Source organism: Litoreibacter sp. JB4-2 (assembly GCF_055693445.1).
This window is the reverse complement of sequence record NZ_CM146334.1, coordinates 3,497,610-3,513,995: the sequence shown is the minus strand read 5'-3', so window position 1 is coordinate 3,513,995 and position 16,386 is coordinate 3,497,610. Positions and strand designations below refer to the sequence as shown.

Here is a 16,386-nt window from a genome sequence, read left to right as displayed (position 1 = left end):
TCTTTCCGGCAGCATCCGGCCTAGCCCCATGTTATGCAATAACGCGCTCACCGAATTTCCTTCGTCGTCGCGTTAAACTTCACTTCGACCCCGCGCCACTGGTTGTATTTGTCAGCTGGCAACCCAAACCCGGCGGAGCCGCATCGGATGATCGCGCGCCGTGCGGCTTCATAGGCTTTGTCGACCGCTCCGCCCGTGCCACCTTCTGCACTGACCAAATTGATCGAGCCGATCTCGGGCTTGGCGTCTGGTGTCATCGTAAATCCGACTGTCACGGTCACTTTCAGTGCATCAGTGCTCAGCGCACCCACATTCCAGCACCTCTGTATCGCAAGAATAAACGCCCCTTTTTCGGCGCGCGTGATCGGTGTGCCGTCACCGCCGCCGGGATTAGCGTTGTCAGCCACAGGCTCAGGTTCATTGGCTTCGGTCACGGCCTCTTCAATCAGATCCTCAAGCCCGGGAACGCTCGGTTCCGCCTCCGGTGCGTCGGCAACATCTGTTGGTGCCGGAGCGGGCGCGGGAGGCGCTGGTTTGCGCCCCGGCCGCCGCGAAATCGTTGGCGCTTGCGTGACCGGCTCGTCTGCTTCGGTAACCACTTCGGTCGTAGTTTCTTCTGGGGCGGTTTCTTCCTGGCTATCTTCTTGAACCGTCTCAGCCGCGGCATCGGGGGCAACCTCTTGCCGCGCGACATCGTCGGTTTGAACATCCGGGTCCGGCGTCTCCGTCACCTCCTGCGCGATATTATCGGCGGCGGGCGGCGTCGGTTCTTCGGTCTCGGGGCCCAGTTCGACTGCGCCAGGGTCACCCTCTTGTGTCACCGGCTCGGGTGGAGCGGGTACGGGAGCAGGTTCAGGCGGGGCAGCTGGCACATCGGTTTGTGTTGGGGCCGGTTCAGGCGTTAATTCTACCGGTTCTGGTTCTGCCGCCACGGGGTCAGGCGTCTCCACGTCAGCGTTTGGCAAGCTGGGAGGTTCCTCTGACACTTCCGGGCCACTTGGTTGCGCGGCCTCAAAATCATCCACTGAAATGATTGACACATCGGTGATCGTCACCGCGTCAAAATCGTCGCGCGCGACAAACAAGCCGCCAATCAACAGCCAAACAAACAGGCCTGCATGGCCGATCCCAGACACATAGGCCCCGGCTTTCATGTCGTATTTTGGATCAGAGCGCATCCGCGCTTACTCGCCCTGCGTCTCGGGGGCTTGACCGTCAAAGGACGGCCCGTCTGTGTCCGTCACCAGCCCAATGTTGGAAAACCCGGCATTGTTCAATGCGCCCATCACCTGAACCACCTGCGCGTAGGACACCGCCCCGTCGGCGCGCAAAAACACCTTGTCCGAAGCCCGTTCCGCCGCGATTGCGCGCAACCGGCCAATCAGCACAGCTGCCTCGACCGGTGTGTTTTGAATAGATAATTCGCCGGAGGCTTCAACCGTGATCGTCAACGGTTCTTCTTCCTCAGTCGGTAACGCGTTCGCTGCCGTTTTTGGGAGCTCAACTGGCACACCAACGGTCAGCAAAGGCGCCGCGACCATGAAGATGATCAGCAGCACCAACATCACATCCACGAAGGGAGTGACGTTAATCTCTGACATTGGCTTTGCCTTCGACTTACGCCGCCGCCCCCTGCGAGAGCCGCTTGCCGCGCCTTGTGCTGCCGGGCCCATGGTTCAGGCGTCCAACTGACGCGACAGGATCGTCGAGAACTCGTCCGCGAAGGCCTCATACCCGCTGGCGAGCCGGTCCGCGTCTGCGCTGAGCTTGTTGTAGAAAATTACTGCCGGGATCGCCGCCAACAGCCCCAATGCCGTGGCAACCAACGCCTCTGCGATGCCGGGCGCTACAACAGCTAGGTTGGTGTTTTGCGCAATTGCGATCTCTTCAAACGCGTGTTTGATGCCCCAGACGGTGCCAAACAACCCAATAAACGGTGCGGTCGCGCCCACAGTGGCCAGAAAGCCCAGCCCGTAGTTCAGCGTTTCATCTTCCTTGGCGATCGCCACGTCCATGGATCGGTCGATCCGGGCCGTGGCGCCTGCGATAAGCTGGCCGTCCTCGCGATGCGACCGGCGCCATTCGGTCATGCCAGCCGCAAATATGCGCTCGGACGCGCCAGTGGGCGTCGATCCCACCTTGTCAAACAGCTCGTCCAACGGCTCTCCGGACCAAAAGGCGCGATCAAATGCATCCGCCTGCCCGCGCGCCACGCGGTAGTTGACGAATTTCTGCACGATGATGGCCCAGCCCCAAAAAGAGGCGGCGATCAACATCACCATGACGATTTTAACAGTTGGAGTTGCCCGCCAGAACAACGTGGTGAGAGAAAAATCCACCTCGCTGGCCAGGCCAATTGCCTCAGCTTCCATGTACCCGCTCTTTTCCTAGCGCCGCTTTGATGCGGCTTGTTATTCGCCACATATACTATGTCAGACGCCGCAATGCCATTATTCCTTGGCGATGCGCGAAAAAATTAAATGTGAGCTTCCATCTTTGCGCGAATATCCGCTGGGATGCGTGCGGGTCGGCCAGTCTCGGCCAAGCAGACAAGCGTGACTTCGGATCGGAACAGGGCTTCCGACCCGCGTGAAACTTCCTGAAGCAACACGATCCGGGTGCCAGTCATTTCCTTTAGCGTTGTTCCCACAGACAAGACATCATCGAAAATTGCAGGCTTGAGGTAATCCGCCTCAACCCGCCGCACGGCAAAAACGAGCCCAGCGGCCTTCATTGCCCGCTGATCAATTCCCAGCTCCCGCACCCATTCACTGCGAGCACGTTCGATGAATTTCAGGTAGTTGGCATAATACACGATCCCGGCAAGATCGGTGTCTTCATAGTAAACGCGACATTCAAATACGTGTGCCATATGGGTCGGTCTCTTCCGGTTTTGGGACGCTTAACCCCTCCTTAGCAAGCGATCGCGCATGCGCAAAGGTGGCGAAAATCTGCCGTTTTGTACAAGGTATGGCTCCGCCTACTTTGTTCGTAGCAGCCGCCGGGGCACTCTAACCCAATGGCTGATCTTTCGCACCCTATGCCCCCGACAGCGGAGGCGGCAACCAGTGTTGCGCCTTCCCAGCAACTGCATCTGCAACCCGGTCTTGAGGAATTGGGTGAAGCGTCCTTTTACCCATTGGTTGCCATTCCGGCGCTGCTGCTAATCACGCCGCTTGGGGCAATCCCTCCGCTGGCTGTCTTCTTGGGCGCATGCATTTTTGTCGTCGGCGTCCAGATGGCTTTGCGTTTGCCACATTTGCTTCTGCCTGCAGTGTTTCGCGATTTTTTGAACGGGCTTGGCGTGTTCCAAAAAGCTCTGCGCGCCTATTTGCTTTGGAAAAGCACCGAAACCTCAGAAAAACGCCGGATCGGGCATTGGGCCACGTTGCCCCCGTTTGATATTGTGCCACGCGTCTTGATTGGCATGATTGGACTGATTGCGGTTATTGGCTCAGGCGTGTCGGGCGTGCCTCAGGTCATGGGTATCGCAGCGCTGATGGTCGTCGCATCGCTGGCAGTGCGCAGCATCATTTTGCTGCTCGGCGGTGCCGCCGTGCTCAGCCTGTCCAGCCTCATCCCGCTTTTGAACACTTGAAAGCTTAGGCTTTTGGGGCGAGCATCCTCGCCTGCAGCCGCAGCGCATGGCTTACATCACTTGCCGTGACGGGCATGACCGGGTCGTAGCTCGCGCGGATGATGTCGCCTACATCCGGGCGCAAGATCGCGACATCTTTGCCGGTTAACGCAAGCGGGGAGGCATTCAGAAAAGCCTCATCCGACCACAACAAAATGGATTGCACCACCTGCCCCAGGCACAAAGTGTCGGCCGGAATATCCGCCATAACCGCGTCCATTTTCAGGAAAACGAAGCAGGCCTTGATCCCGCCATCCGCGTCAAAACGGAAAATCCGGTATTGGTTAGCGTCAGCTTCGCGCAACCGGGGCACAAGCTGGTCCAGCTCCGGCAGCAACTTGTCGAGGTTTGGCGTGTCCAGAAGCTCCTGCCACTCGCGCATGAAAAACACCATAAAGTTGACGCCCAACTCAGGGTCGGTTTCAGCCATCTCATGACCTGCAAGACTGCAAACCGCCTCAATCGCACCCTTGAGGACGCTAACCGTCTGATCCTCAACCCCGAACACCACAGGAGCAATAGGCCGCCCCCAGCGGGCAAACACATAGCTGCCGTCCGAGCGGGTAAAAAACCGTGCCACATCAACCGTCATCTCGGCTCATCCCTCAAACATATCTGCCGGGCCTTTCGGCGGGTTTAGCCCGAGATGCGACCACGCTTTAGCAGCAAGCATCCGGCCCCGCGGTGTCCGTTGGATCAGGCCCTGTTGCAGCAAATATGGCTCAATCACCTCTTCCAATGCATCTCGGCTTTCCGACAAGGCGGCGGACAGCGTTTCAATGCCCACCGGCCCACCTTGGTAATTTTCCGCGATCAGGCTCAGATAACGCCGATCCGCGCCGTCAAGGCCAAGACCGTCGACGCCCAAACGGGTCAGCGCGCTGTCGGCAAGCGTTCGGGTAATGATCCCGTCGCCCTCGACCAGCGCGAAGTCAACGACACGACGCAAAAGCCTCCCAGCAATCCGCGGCGTGCCCCGGGCGCGTTTGGCAATCTCAAGCGCACCATCATCCTGCGTAGGCACCCCGAGAAGCCGCGCGCCGCGACGGACGATCTCATGAAGCTCGCCGGTTGTGTAGAACTGCAGCCGGGTTGGGATCCCGAACCGATCTCGCAAAGGCGTCGTCAACAATCCCAGCCGGGTTGTGGCACCCACCAAGGTAAAAGGTTGCAACTCGATACGCACAGTGCGCGCGGCAGGGCCTTCGCCGATCACCAAATCCAGCTCGAAATCTTCCAAGGCGGGGTAGAGCACCTCTTCAACCACCGGGTTAAGCCGATGGATTTCATCGATGAACAACACATCGCGCGCTTCGAGATTGGTCAGAATGGCCGCCAAATCCCCGGCTTTCGCAAGCACGGGGCCGGAGGTCATTCGGAAATTGACACCAAGCTCACGCGCCATGATTTGCGCCAAGGTGGTTTTTCCCAAGCCTGGCGGCCCATGAAACAGCGTGTGATCCATCGCTTCGCCGCGTTGCTTGGCGCTTTCAATAAACACCCGAAGGTTGGCACGCGCCTCAGCCTGGCCAATGAATTCGTCTAACCCCTGCGGTCGCAAGGCACGGTCGGCGTCTTCCGGGCGACGGTCGGGGCGCAGGGTTGGGTCAGGCTCGCTCATACGCTCTCATATGCCCCTATCACCCTTTGGGGGCCAGCAGCTTTAACGCCGCGCGTATCAAATCGGGGGTTTCAGCCACCGTGTCGTCGGCTTGCGCGATCGCACTTGCCGCATCACCATGCGCATAGCCCAGATTGACTAAGGCTGACAGAGCCTCCGCCTGCGCGGCTCCGCTCGCGCCTTGTATGGGCTCAATGACATCGGCTGTGGCAACCCCTGTCGCCTGTGAAAGAGACCCGCCCAAGGCCATAACGCCCGGAGCTTTATCCTTCAGCTCAAGAACCACCTTTTGCGCGGTCTTGGGGCCGACGCCCTTTGCCGCTTTGATCGCATTCCAGTCGCCCAATGTGATTGCTTTGGACACGCCATCCACACCCAAGGCGCCCAATATCGACATCGATGCTTTCGCCCCAATGCCTTGCACGCCCATCAACAGCCGATGCCATTCTTTCTCAACAAGGCTGGTAAACCCAAAGAGCTGCAGTAAATCTTCACGCACAAGAAGGTCCGTATACAGCGCAACTGTTTCGCCAGGGCCGGGAAGTCCAGCCAAGGTCCGTTCGGAACAATAGACAACATATCCGACGCCGCCGACATCGATCATGATATGATCAGGGGCGCGATGCGCCAAAAGACCGGTCAGCTTTCCGATCATGCGCTTGCTTTCTGTATCGCACGGGCGAGCCCCGTTTGCGCGCGCCCATGCCACGCATGACAAAGCGCTATCGCAAGCGCGTCAGCAGCGTCTGGCCCAGCAATCTCGATACCGGGAAGCTGCAACCGGACCATATGGTCAACCTGCCGCTTGTCGGCATGCCCCACCCCGACGACAGTCTTCTTGATCGAATTCGGCGCGTATTCGCCCACCGACAGCCCCGCTTGTGCGGGCGCGAGCATCGCAATACCCCGTGCCTGTCCCAGCTTTAGCGTGCCTGCCCCATCTTTGTTAACAAACGTTTGCTCGACCGCCGCCGCATCAGGCTGGTGACTGGCAATAACCGCGGTCAGCTGTTGATGAAGGCTCAGCAGGCGTCCGGCAAGATCGGCGCCCTCCGACCGGCAAACCCCATTAGCTATATGCGAAATCCGCGATCCGTCTACGGCGATCACGCCCCAGCCCATATTGCGGAGCCCCGGGTCAATCCCAATCACACGCATACTGCCCACCTTTGCGGTTTGTTTTGCTTAAAGCAGTGCTAGCACGAAACGAGAACATTTGCCAAGACAACGCATCTAAGGGCAAAAAACGTCTTATCGCATGTCGTTTTTCGACACGTTCCTTTGTTGACGTTTCAGAAACACGTTTTTCGACGCTATTAACGACCCAAATTTCTGAATTTTATTGTTTTTATTCATATAGTTAACCTACGAACTGACCTATGTGGAAAATGCATAGGGGGCATGCAGAAATTGCGATTGTTCCTTACGAAGAACAACCCTATTTGCCGATCAAGACATCAAACTGCTGAAAAATGCATCAACTTATAAAAGGACGACTTCAATGGCTGTATTCGAATCCTCCCGCGCGCTGAACGAAGGCGTCCGGGCCAACCCAACCACTCTGTTCACCCGCTTGTTCGGCGCAATCATGGTTTGGAACGACCGCCGCGTGACACGCAAAGCGCTGAGCGAGTTGACAACCCGCGAGCTCGCAGACATCGGTCTGAGCCGCAACGATCTGGAAAACATGTAACATCGGCGAAAGCCGGATACGACAAAGCCACGCAGCAATGCGTGGCTTTTTTTCATTTCAATCAATGATTATTAGCCCAGCGTCTTCATCAGTGCTGTCGCAATAACCCGGGTCGCAGGGTCGATATCGAGCAAAAAGGCCGCAGACACCTCAACCGCTGATCCCTTTTTCATGTCGTCGAGCCGTTGCAAATACTCAGTCTCGCCAATTTCGGCCAAAAGAAACGATTTGAACGCCACAAATATGACGGCAGCGACCAAGAAACCCTTGATTGGCAGAACACTGACAGGCGAGGAACTGGATTTAGCAACATCAACAACCAGCCCATCTTCTTGAACGCGTCTTTCGATGCGCACCTTAGGATCGGCCTTTTTCTTCAACACGCTCAGGCGTTGATCAAATCTATTTCTGTTGGCGTCGGCCACGTTAGAACGAAGCTCCCCAGCTAAAGTCATCGCTTTGTACGGCAGGAATACAGCCTGCACCTAATAGTTTTCCTAATATTTTGTCATTCTGATGGCAGTCCATTCGCCAATGTCGCGTCTTTGCGACAGTTTAAAGCCAAATTCCTCGTATTTGGCCTGAACTTCAGCGCCTTGTTCGACCAATAGACCCGACAGAATAATGGTGCCGCCTGGTGCCACATTGGCCGCAATGTCGCCCGCCAATGCCAAAAGCGGCGGTTTCAAGATATTGGCAAAAACCAAATCAAAGGGCGCGGATGCCGCCAAATCAGGGTGGTCAAAACCGGCAGCTTCGACACAGCTGACCATGCCTGTCATACCATTGGCGGCCAAATTGACCTCCGCAACCTCAACCGCAACTGCATCTATGTCGCTGGCGATCACTTTGTTTTTCCAAACTGCTGCCGCCGCCATTGCCAGAACTGCAGTGCCGCAGCCAATGTCAGCGCAGCGCTCCGACACACCGCCTTCTGAAATGAAGTCTTCCAATGCCAGAAGGCAGCCCAAAGTTGTGCCGTGATGTCCGGTCCCAAAAGCCATGGCAGCCTCAATGAGCAAACAAATCTTGTCATCAGGTTTCTTATCCGCGTCATGGGCACCGTAGACAAAAAACCGTCCTGCCTCGACAGGCGCCAATTCACGCCGGACATGAGCGACCCAATCTTTGTCCGGCACCTCGGAGACAACAAAGTCTTTCGCTCCATGCGCCGCCGCCAAAATTGCAAGGGCAATGCCGTCCGGGGCGTCCAGGAAATAGCCGCCAACTTCCCACAGCCCTGAGCCGTCCTCGACCTCAAACACCCCTACACCGGTTGGTTCCGGCACAAGCTGTTCCATTGCTTCGCCCAAAGCTTGTGCTGGGGCTTCCCCCAACAACGTCGTCAAGGCAGTAAATGTAGGCATGAGGTTCTCGCGGCTGACAATTCTTTCCTGCAGCCCTAGGCAAGCGGCCCGACTTCGTCAACTAAGCGCAGGCTTTGCAATAAGGCGGCGCGTGGCGGACGCCGCGCAAAACATCGCGCGCGGGCCTTTTAGGCCCGCACAATCAGATCACGTGCCCGCGCTCGCGCCGGTACCAATCGGGCAGCTCACGCCCGTGCCACCGATGCCGCAATAGCCGTTTGGATTTTTTGCCAAATATTGCTGATGGTAGTCTTCTGCAAAAAAGAACGTCGGCGCATCTACGATTTCAGTCGTAATTTCGCCGTAGCCCGCTTCGGCCAAACGCGGTGCAAATAGCAACTTTGCCGCTTTGGCCGCCGCTGCCTGCGCCGGGCTGTAGGTGTAAATACCTGACCGGTATTGCGTGCCCATATCATTGCCCTGCCGCATACCTTGGGTCGGATCATGTCCTTCCCAAAACACTTGCAGCAAGGCGTCATATGAAATGACCGAGGGGTCATAGACCACGCGCACAACTTCGTTATGGCCGGTTTGGCCCGTGCAAACTTCTTGATAGGTCGCATTAGGTGTGAACCCACCTGCATATCCGACCATGCTCAGATAAACACCATCGAGCCCCCAGAACATCCGTTCGACGCCCCAAAAGCAGCCCATGCCAAACATCGCAACCTCCATCCCGTCCGGCACATCCATAACCAGCGGGCGGCCATTGATGAAATGCGTCTCCGCCGTTGCAATCGGCTCGGCACGGCCCGGCAAAGCCGTTTCCGGCGTCACAAGCTCGATCTTTTTGCGGGCAAATCCAAACATGGGGAGGGTCTCCTTCCTGAAGCTTCTTTCTTTAAATAGGCGGAGTGCGCCGAATTTCTACTCCGCCGGTCGTGCTATACGTTGCGCGAAGATGGTCTCATGGCCGGGCATCGGGTTGCGCGGAATGAGCGCAGACAAAACGAGCGAGATCACCGCCATACCCGCCGCCAGGACAAAGACGCTCACCTGTGAGACAACCCAGAGATAGCCCAGCCCTGCCGGCAAGAACACCGCCGCAATGTGGTTGATGGTGAAGGCCACAGCGGCTGTGGGCGCAATATCCTCAGGCGCGGAAATCTTTTGAAAATAGGTTTTGATCGCAAAGGCCATCGAGAAGAATAGATGATTTAGCACATAGAGCACGGCCCCCACGACCACGCCCCAACCAAAATAATAGATCCCGCCATAAGCCAGAAACACCAGGCTCAAGCCCGTATATTCGAATAACAACATATTCCGTTCGCCGTAGCGGTGAATGGCCTTGCCGATGATTGGCGCGAAAATCATGTTGGCGACATAGTTGATCAAAAACAGCGCCGTGACCTCTTCCACGTCAAAGCCAAAATGCTCGACCATCATGAAAGCGGCAAACACGATGAAAATCTGGCGGCGCGCACCTGAGATAAACTGCAGTGCGTAATACAGCCAGTAGCGGCGGCGCAGCACCATTTTCTTGACTTGCGGGTCTGGCGCTTCGAATTGCGGGAAGTAGAGCATTGCAAAAACGGCAATTGCGACGGTGATACCACCAGAGCTTAGGTAAACAAAACTGTAGCTCAGCTCAAACGCCTTCCAGGTCAGCACCAACGCGCCATAGGCGATCAGCGATGCAAAAGACCCCGCCGCCGTAAGCCACCCTAAGGTTTGCGGCGCACGGTCTTTTTCAATCCATTGCAACTGCAACGACTGATTGACCGTCTCGTAATAGTGGAACCCAACAGACGAAAGCAGCGTCAGAAGCAAAATCCCACCAAAGCTCGGGAAATAGGCTGTTACGGCGGAGGCCGCGCCCAGCAGGATGAGCGACACCAGCCCCAAGACCTGTTCACGTACGAATATGATCAGGAAAATAACGCCAACGGCCAGAAAACCAGGAATCTCGCGAACTGTGTGCAGCCAGCCAATTTCGACACCCGTGAAACCTGCTGCCTCGATCACAAAGTTGTTCAAAAGCGCAGACCAAGTCGCAAAGGCAATCGGCATGGCGAAGGCCATCAAGAACAACAAGAAGACCGGCTGCCGGTGGAAAGGCAGCTTGCGGGCCTCTGCCAGCTCAACAGTTCTCAGCGTGTCACCAATCATGTCTTAGCGATACGCCTGTTCGCACAGAATGGCGAGGCCCCTTCCCCAGCCAGCGAAAGCTGGGGTATAGGTACGGCAACATTAAGGGCACCCAGCATGAGCAATCTCAAAGACAAATCGGTTCTTATCACAGGCGCATCGCGTGGAATTGGCGAAGCGACGGCGCGCCACTTCGCGGCAGAGGGCGCCAAAGTTATGCTCGCCGCGCGCAGCATCAAAGACACGCAGCGCATCGCAGCAGAAATCACCGAAGCTGGCGGCCAAGCCGCAGCGATTGCTTGTGACGTGGCATGGCACCACGACGTCGCCGCTGCCGTAAACGCGACGGTAGACACATTTGGCGGGCTCGACGTGCTGATCAACAACGCGGGCCTCGTTGACCCGATTGCCCGGATCACCGACTGCGACCCCGAGGATTGGGCGCTGGTCATTGACGTTAACCTCAAGGGTGTTTTTTACGGCTACCACGCGGCCATGCCCGTGATGCAGAAGCAGGGTGGCGGGACGATCATCAATATCTCCTCCGGCGCCGCCTACAACGCGCTTGAAGGTTGGAGCCATTATTGCGCCAGCAAAGCCGCCGTCCTGTCGCTAACCAAATCTGGGCACAAGGAAATGGCCGAGCACGGCATCCGCGTCATGGGCCTGTCGCCCGGAACCGTCGCCACGGAAATGCAAGTTCAGATCAAAGAAAGCGGAATAAATCCGGTTAGCCAGCTCGACCCAAGCGTTCATATCTCGCCCGAATGGGTCGCCCAAGGCCTCGCCTATCTTTGCGGTCCCGGCGGCGACGCCTGGCTCGGCCAGGATTTTTCACTGAAAACAGATGAGGGGCGTGCGGCCCTTGGCCTGCCACTCGTCAGCGCCAGCTGAGTTTTACCCCTTTGGCTATTTCTTTTTGGAGAAAATGCCGTCCAAGAAAGACTTGCGAGCCTTTGGCGTGGACACCTCTATCACTTGGGTATCATAGACCATTTCTGTGCTGATCTTGCCGGTTTCAGGCGGTGCGTCTCGCGTCGGAAACAAGTCTTCGAGTACGCTGTTCACAGCCGACCGTGTCGCCGCTGATTGCGCAGTTTGATCTGTCACAACGACCTCTGACGCAACCTTATTCAGGGCGGCATTTGGCAGCCCCGCGACCCAAATCTCGATCAATCCAGCCGGCGGCTTTGGCTCATGCGTCGTCATATCGCGCAATATGAAGCCCATATCATCGGCAATACGCGTCGCGGCGGCCATGTCATCTTTCGCATAGACGCGGATATGCGATTGCGACACTTCAAACCCGACAGCGCGCGCGGTGAGGTGAGGCGAGACACGCGCGGCGATCTGCTTCAACACACCGGTTTGTTGGGCGTCGGAGGTTCCGTCAGGCAGAAAAACACGCAGAGGCCTTTCGGAACTGCCGCCAGATTGCGTGGCTGACAGAACACCCACGCCGGTTCTCAAAGATGCCGAAAGTGCGTCGATTGCAGGGTCCGGCGCCCGACCCTCCGGCGGCAGATCACGCGACGACGAAACGGGCGCAACAAGGCCTGTTAGGACCGGCAGCTGTGAATCATAGCTTGTATCCGTGAGCGCCAATACCGGTGTGACCCTGTCCGTGTTCGCCCCAAACACATCGCCAATCGCACTGCCCAGCAGCACCGTTGTCGAAGGCGCAGATGTCATCGCCACTGGGGTAGTAAACTCTGAAGGCTTCGTCACCAAATTCTCAATAGGTCTAGGAATATGGGCAATCGCGGCGCCGCCTGACGTCAAAGCCGCATTGGTTGTTTCCACGCGGCTCTCCAATCGCATCGCAGAAAAGGCCAGCAGCGAGACCGCAAGCAGACCAAAGCCCCAATAGACGCGCCGATCGAGGCCCAAAATCAGCGGCGTGACGGGGGCATGACGGATCGCTGGTTGGTCAAAACTGGTAATGTCAGCAGGCAAGCGCGCCAACGCCATTGCCGGTCCCAACCGGGACCGGGTGGCGGCATCTTCATCAAGCTCCATCTTCGGCGCGCTGATCCGTGCGCGCGCTTGGTCTTGGCGCTCTTTCAGAGTTTCGGCGCGCCGTTCGCGGGCTTCTGACAACCGGCTCAGAAAATCTTTGCTATGCGGTGACGGCCGTTTGTCAGCCGCGGCGGGGCTGGTCGGCGGTTTGGGCGGTGACACAGACATATTGCTCCTCAGCGTAAGACAACAACAGCACTGGCAGCACGCCCGCTTGCCCCAACAGGCGAGATCGCAAAAAGGTTAATACCTCATTTTCAGGAATTTTGTTTTGTTTTTAGAAACAAAGCTCAAAGGCGTTGCCTTAATGCAAAAGGCCGCCCCAAACAGGACGGCCAATCACAGTAGCAACAGATGCGCAGTTTAGTTTTGCGCGTAATATTCGATGACGAGGTTTGGCTCCATCATGACCGGGTAAGGCACATCGCCCAACCCAGGGGTGCGCACGAAAGTCGCAACCATTTTGGAGTGATCCGCCTCGATATATTCGGGGACATCGCGTTCCGCCAATTGAACAGCTTCAAGAACGGCAACGTTCTGCTTGGAACGGTCACGAACCTCGATCACGTCACCTTCTTTGACACGGTAGGAAGGGATGTTCACTTTCTTGCCGTTCACACGGACATGGCCATGGTTCACGAACTGGCGGGCCGCAAAGACGGTCGGCACGAATTTGGCGCGGTATACAACAGCGTCGAGACGGCGTTCCAACAAGCCGATCAGGTTTTCACCGGTATCGCCTTTGACACGGGCTGCTTCCAGATAGATACGTTTGAACTGCTTTTCAGTCAGGTCGCCGTAGTAGCCTTTCAGCTTCTGCTTGGCACGCAGCTGCAGACCAAAGTCGGACAGCTTGCCCTTGCGGCGCTGACCGTGCTGGCCGGGGCCATATTCACGACGATTGACTGGGGATTTCGGACGACCCCAAATGTTTTCACCCATCCGGCGGTCAATTTTGTATTTGGCAGCGGTACGTTTAGTCATACGCTGATCTCCTCTTTCAGGTTTAAGAGGGCGTTGTCCTCTCTGCGGATTTGGCCGCAGCGACAGGGCATCCCCTTGCGGGGGCCACCAACACCAATGAAGCCGCGCTTATAAAAGGCTTTTGTGCGGAGTCAACGCCCCAAGGCGCGAAAACGCACATTGCTTGGCGTTTTCAAAGCGACACGCAATGTCACGACGATGACCACCAAGCTGATCAGCAGCCAAACCGCGCCCCATAGCAGTGTGGTGCCGCCAAATTGCTCTGCCAAAATACGAGCGTCTGATCGCAACTGCGAGCGCCTTATTGTATCATCAAAAATGTCAATCGGGGCATAGATCATGCTGGAAAGCCCGATCACCCGTAGCACCAAGTCATTTAGGGCGTTGCTAGCCCAACGCGCGCACGACAGCAGCAAAACACCGGTCACGGCACCATAGAAAAGCGCAAAAGGCTCGCGCATGTAGATTGCGGTGATGAGCAACGTTAGGGCGCCTAAACAGGTGACAATGTAATGATCAAAACGGCTGCGCAACGCGGCAAGAAACAAGCCTGCGCCCAGCAAAAGCGACCCCAGGTAGCCCGCCGAACTGATCGCAAACCTGTTGCCGCCGCGCGTCACTGCAAACCCACCCAAACGGTGCGACACGCTCAGCTCCAGCACCTCGCCGCCCGTCAAAACGGCCGCCAACCCATGGGAAACTTCATGAAGGTAGACCACGGTCAGTTTGAGCGGAAAAACCAATGGCGTTGGCCAGAGAACAAATAAGCCTAATGTGAGCGCAAGAAGCTGCCAATGATCGCGGAAAAAGCGTTTTGCACGGCCCAGCGTCACCTTGGGGCGTGCAGCAAAATGGCGGCATCGGCCTTGCTTAGGGCGCGTCGAGCGCTCGGCCCGTAGTGATGCGCGTCCAGCTCCAACTCGGGATACAGCTCAAAAAGCCGCTCGCGGTGCTGTGCGTCAATGAGGCCAAGGCTGGTATTGGCCGGATGAAAGCTTTCGCTTGCCACCCCGTTGGCCCAAAGCAGTTGATGCTCGGCAAACATGATCTGAAAATATACGACTTCGCGCATCTGGTGGTCGACCAAAATCGAATGGTCATTCACCAAATCCTTTGCCCGCAACAGCACTTCGTCGCAGTTAAATAGCGCCTGCGCATTCGGCCCTTTGTACATGAGGCGATGGTGGGGCGACACGAGCAGGTCCTGATCTGGTTGATCCAGACCCATTGCTTGGGCCCGAATGCGAACGGGCCTGAGCTCGGGCATCACATGTAGCCGCGCGCCAGAAATTCTACGCGACCCGGTCCAAACAATCTCCTGAACACCGTGGTCCCGCGTCGCGATCCTGTCACCCGGATCAAGGTTTTCGACAGGGGCAACGCCACTTTCAGTTTGGATGAGCGTCCCGGCCGTAAAGCCAATCACATCAGAACGTCCGCCTAGGTCACGTCTTACGGCCCCTGTTTCTCGCGACACGTGACTCACGGTAAAATCACGATCTGCCAATGGGACGCCATCCGGGCACCACACTAAACCGTTCGTGCCACCCTCTGTTTCCAAGGGCACCAAAAGATACTGACGCACCCCATCGGTCACAACAAAGCCGCTACGCATATCGTCGGGTGAGATCTCAGGCAAAATTTGCTTGAACGGCAAGTCAAAACGGCGCTCAACCGTTTTAGCAACTTTTGAGCGCCATTCGGCGCGCCCAAGCGCGCTGTCCAAACTCAAAAGAGATTGTGGTCCGTCCAATCGAATGGCCTCTCCCCGCCAGCACCAAACCTGTCCCACACGTGGCATAGTACCGGACAAAACCGGCGCGCCATCCAATGTCGTTTGGTGTCTGGTCAGGACATACGTGCCCCCAAAGCCCGCGCCCATATCCGTTACCCTGCTCGTTTCTTTTTATCGTTGCAAAAACAGCTAACACAAAGTTAACGCCAAGAAAAGAGTCAGAGAGCACAGTCACTTGCGCGCAAGGGTGAGAAACGAAGGTGCGAAACTAGAACCGGAACCGCAAATCAAGAGATCCCAAAACCTGCCCTTCTTGCTGGGTTTCAAATTCTTCGCTCAGATAGGTCAGGCCGTAGAAAATGCTTCCTTGGCCAAAAGAAGTGTTCACACCTGTGCGAAGCCGCGACCGGGTCTCGCGCGCCTGAAGCAGCTCTGTATCGAGGTATTGGCTATCAGCCACATAGGCGACGTCCCCGCCAAGGAAAAATGATGTCCCGCGCGGCGCGGCGCCGACGACGCCAAGATAACGATGCCCGGTCGTGCTGTCGCGCAATCGCAAACCGCCCTCGCCATATCGACCGACAGTCATATCGCCGCCTATCCGGATCAGAGTCTCGGCACCTGCTTGTGCTTCAATGAATGGCCGCAGCCGTGCCCCACCAACCCGGTAGCCACGCCCGGCCTCAAAGGTCACGGTTGGCCGAACGGCATCGCCAATCTGTGCCCCGTCAACACGCGGGCGCGGTGCGCTGAAAATGTCGTGAAAGATGTCCTGTAGATCATCAAGCCCGGTTTGCGGCCCCACAAGAATGACATCAAGGCCAAGCGACATTTCCGTTCCGGCGCGTTGCCAATGCGAATGTAGACCGGCCGACAGTGCTCCAACGTACGGCCGGTTGCTTGGCTGTGGGTTCGATATGTCGCGTGGTGCAATGATTTCTGCCCTGAAGCGGTATTCCAGCAGCGCGCCAAGCCTTTCGGGCAATTCTCCATCCCAGTTGCGGGCCCGCAATTGGCTTACTGTGTAGCCGCCAGTGCGCCAGCGATCGTCGCCGTCGCCAATCACATCATTGTTGAAGAAACTGCCATATCCCAACACGCGCCGCTCTTGCGCCGTAGCCGAGAAAGTCAGAACAAGCCACGCAAACAGCATGACGCATAAACCAAGGGCCTTCATCGCGTTTATCCCCACATAATCGCTGATCTGCGGGCAAACCTAGGCTCAATAGATTACTGATT

At 56.9% G+C, this 16,386-nt stretch carries 20 protein-coding genes; 3 read left to right on the top strand and 17 right to left on the bottom strand.

The annotated features are described in order from the left end of the window. Positions 1-47 precede the first annotated feature (47 nt). From ACZ1G7_RS17580 to ybgC, 4 genes are all read right to left on the bottom strand, one after another. A complete protein-coding gene (locus ACZ1G7_RS17580) occupies positions 48-1,178 on the bottom strand; it encodes an energy transducer TonB (protein ID WP_472660677.1) in 1,131 nt (376 codons plus the stop codon). Positions 1,179-1,184: 6 nt separating this feature from the next. Next, entirely contained in the window at positions 1,185-1,673 is a 489-nt protein-coding gene (tolR, locus tag ACZ1G7_RS17575) for a protein TolR (protein WP_472660676.1), read from the bottom strand. 3 nt (positions 1,674-1,676) lie between these two features. Then, a complete protein-coding gene (gene tolQ / locus ACZ1G7_RS17570; RefSeq protein WP_472660675.1) occupies positions 1,677-2,372 on the bottom strand; it encodes a protein TolQ in 696 nt (231 codons plus the stop codon). Between the two features lie 104 nt (positions 2,373-2,476). Next, entirely contained in the window at positions 2,477-2,872 is a 396-nt protein-coding gene (gene ybgC / locus ACZ1G7_RS17565) for a tol-pal system-associated acyl-CoA thioesterase (protein WP_472660674.1), read from the bottom strand. Positions 2,873-3,019: 147 nt separating this feature from the next. Here ybgC and ACZ1G7_RS17560 point away from each other — a divergent pair, with 147 nt between their 5' ends. Next, complete coding sequence (locus tag ACZ1G7_RS17560; protein ID WP_472660673.1) at positions 3,020-3,598, top strand: exopolysaccharide biosynthesis protein; 579 nt, start codon at positions 3,020-3,022, stop codon at positions 3,596-3,598. A 4-nt stretch (positions 3,599-3,602) separates the two neighbouring features. On the opposite strand, the gene ACZ1G7_RS17555 is transcribed toward ACZ1G7_RS17560, so the two are convergent. Genes ACZ1G7_RS17555 through ruvC form a run of 4 tightly spaced genes read right to left on the bottom strand, consistent with a single transcriptional unit; the run spans position 3,603 to position 6,416 of the window. Next, positions 3,603-4,229: a hypothetical protein gene (locus ACZ1G7_RS17555; RefSeq protein ID WP_472660672.1), complete on the bottom strand. Its 627-nt coding sequence runs from the start codon at positions 4,227-4,229 to the stop codon at positions 3,603-3,605. 6 nt (positions 4,230-4,235) lie between these two features. Further along, complete coding sequence (ruvB, locus tag ACZ1G7_RS17550) at positions 4,236-5,258, bottom strand: Holliday junction branch migration DNA helicase RuvB (protein WP_472660671.1); 1,023 nt, start codon at positions 5,256-5,258, stop codon at positions 4,236-4,238. A 19-nt stretch (positions 5,259-5,277) separates the two neighbouring features. Further along, the gene (gene ruvA, locus ACZ1G7_RS17545) at positions 5,278-5,913 is read right to left on the bottom strand and encodes a Holliday junction branch migration protein RuvA (protein ID WP_472660670.1); all 636 of its coding nucleotides are present in this window, start codon (positions 5,911-5,913) and stop codon (positions 5,278-5,280) included. Then, the gene (gene ruvC, locus ACZ1G7_RS17540; protein WP_472660669.1) at positions 5,910-6,416 is read right to left on the bottom strand and encodes a crossover junction endodeoxyribonuclease RuvC; all 507 of its coding nucleotides are present in this window, start codon (positions 6,414-6,416) and stop codon (positions 5,910-5,912) included. The genes ruvA and ruvC overlap by 4 nt, the downstream gene beginning before the upstream one ends. A gap of 343 nt (positions 6,417-6,759) precedes the next feature. On the opposite strand from ruvC, the gene ACZ1G7_RS17535 reads away from it, so the two are divergent. Then, positions 6,760-6,951 carry a DUF1127 domain-containing protein gene (locus ACZ1G7_RS17535; RefSeq protein ID WP_472660668.1) on the top strand — a complete coding sequence of 64 codons (192 nt, stop codon included), beginning with the start codon at positions 6,760-6,762 and terminating at the stop codon, positions 6,949-6,951. A 71-nt stretch (positions 6,952-7,022) separates the two neighbouring features. Here the strand turns inward: ACZ1G7_RS17535 and ACZ1G7_RS17530 are convergent, their stop codons facing one another. The 4 genes from ACZ1G7_RS17530 to ACZ1G7_RS17515 all read right to left on the bottom strand — a co-directional run bounded on the left by ACZ1G7_RS17530 (position 7,023) and on the right by ACZ1G7_RS17515 (position 10,430). After that, positions 7,023-7,376, bottom strand: a complete 354-nt coding sequence (locus ACZ1G7_RS17530; protein ID WP_472660667.1) for a hypothetical protein — start codon at positions 7,374-7,376, stop codon at positions 7,023-7,025. A gap of 72 nt (positions 7,377-7,448) precedes the next feature. Then, the gene (locus ACZ1G7_RS17525; RefSeq protein ID WP_472660666.1) at positions 7,449-8,318 is read right to left on the bottom strand and encodes a 50S ribosomal protein L11 methyltransferase; all 870 of its coding nucleotides are present in this window, start codon (positions 8,316-8,318) and stop codon (positions 7,449-7,451) included. A gap of 147 nt (positions 8,319-8,465) precedes the next feature. Then, positions 8,466-9,128: a peptide-methionine (S)-S-oxide reductase MsrA gene (gene msrA / locus ACZ1G7_RS17520; RefSeq protein ID WP_472660665.1), complete on the bottom strand. Its 663-nt coding sequence runs from the start codon at positions 9,126-9,128 to the stop codon at positions 8,466-8,468. Positions 9,129-9,185: 57 nt separating this feature from the next. Then, on the bottom strand, positions 9,186-10,430 hold the full coding sequence (locus tag ACZ1G7_RS17515) for an MFS transporter (protein WP_472660664.1): 1,245 nt from the start codon (positions 10,428-10,430) through the stop codon (positions 9,186-9,188). 96 nt (positions 10,431-10,526) lie between these two features. Between ACZ1G7_RS17515 and ACZ1G7_RS17510 the strand changes: the two genes are divergently transcribed. Next, positions 10,527-11,303, top strand: a complete 777-nt coding sequence (locus tag ACZ1G7_RS17510; protein WP_472660663.1) for an SDR family oxidoreductase — start codon at positions 10,527-10,529, stop codon at positions 11,301-11,303. A gap of 15 nt (positions 11,304-11,318) precedes the next feature. Here ACZ1G7_RS17510 and ACZ1G7_RS17505 read toward each other — a convergent pair whose 3' ends face one another. The 5 genes from ACZ1G7_RS17505 to ACZ1G7_RS17485 all read right to left on the bottom strand — a co-directional run bounded on the left by ACZ1G7_RS17505 (position 11,319) and on the right by ACZ1G7_RS17485 (position 16,324). Continuing rightward, a complete protein-coding gene (locus tag ACZ1G7_RS17505) occupies positions 11,319-12,596 on the bottom strand; it encodes a hypothetical protein (protein ID WP_472660662.1) in 1,278 nt (425 codons plus the stop codon). Between the two features lie 195 nt (positions 12,597-12,791). Then, positions 12,792-13,412: a 30S ribosomal protein S4 gene (gene rpsD, locus ACZ1G7_RS17500; protein ID WP_472660661.1), complete on the bottom strand. Its 621-nt coding sequence runs from the start codon at positions 13,410-13,412 to the stop codon at positions 12,792-12,794. A 131-nt stretch (positions 13,413-13,543) separates the two neighbouring features. Continuing rightward, complete coding sequence (locus tag ACZ1G7_RS17495; RefSeq protein WP_472660660.1) at positions 13,544-14,155, bottom strand: M50 family metallopeptidase; 612 nt, start codon at positions 14,153-14,155, stop codon at positions 13,544-13,546. An 86-nt stretch (positions 14,156-14,241) separates the two neighbouring features. Continuing rightward, the gene (locus tag ACZ1G7_RS17490; protein ID WP_472660659.1) at positions 14,242-15,144 is read right to left on the bottom strand and encodes a Hint domain-containing protein; all 903 of its coding nucleotides are present in this window, start codon (positions 15,142-15,144) and stop codon (positions 14,242-14,244) included. Between the two features lie 271 nt (positions 15,145-15,415). Continuing rightward, a complete protein-coding gene (locus ACZ1G7_RS17485) occupies positions 15,416-16,324 on the bottom strand; it encodes a lipid A-modifier LpxR family protein (protein WP_472660658.1) in 909 nt (302 codons plus the stop codon). Positions 16,325-16,386: the final 62 nt, after the last annotated feature.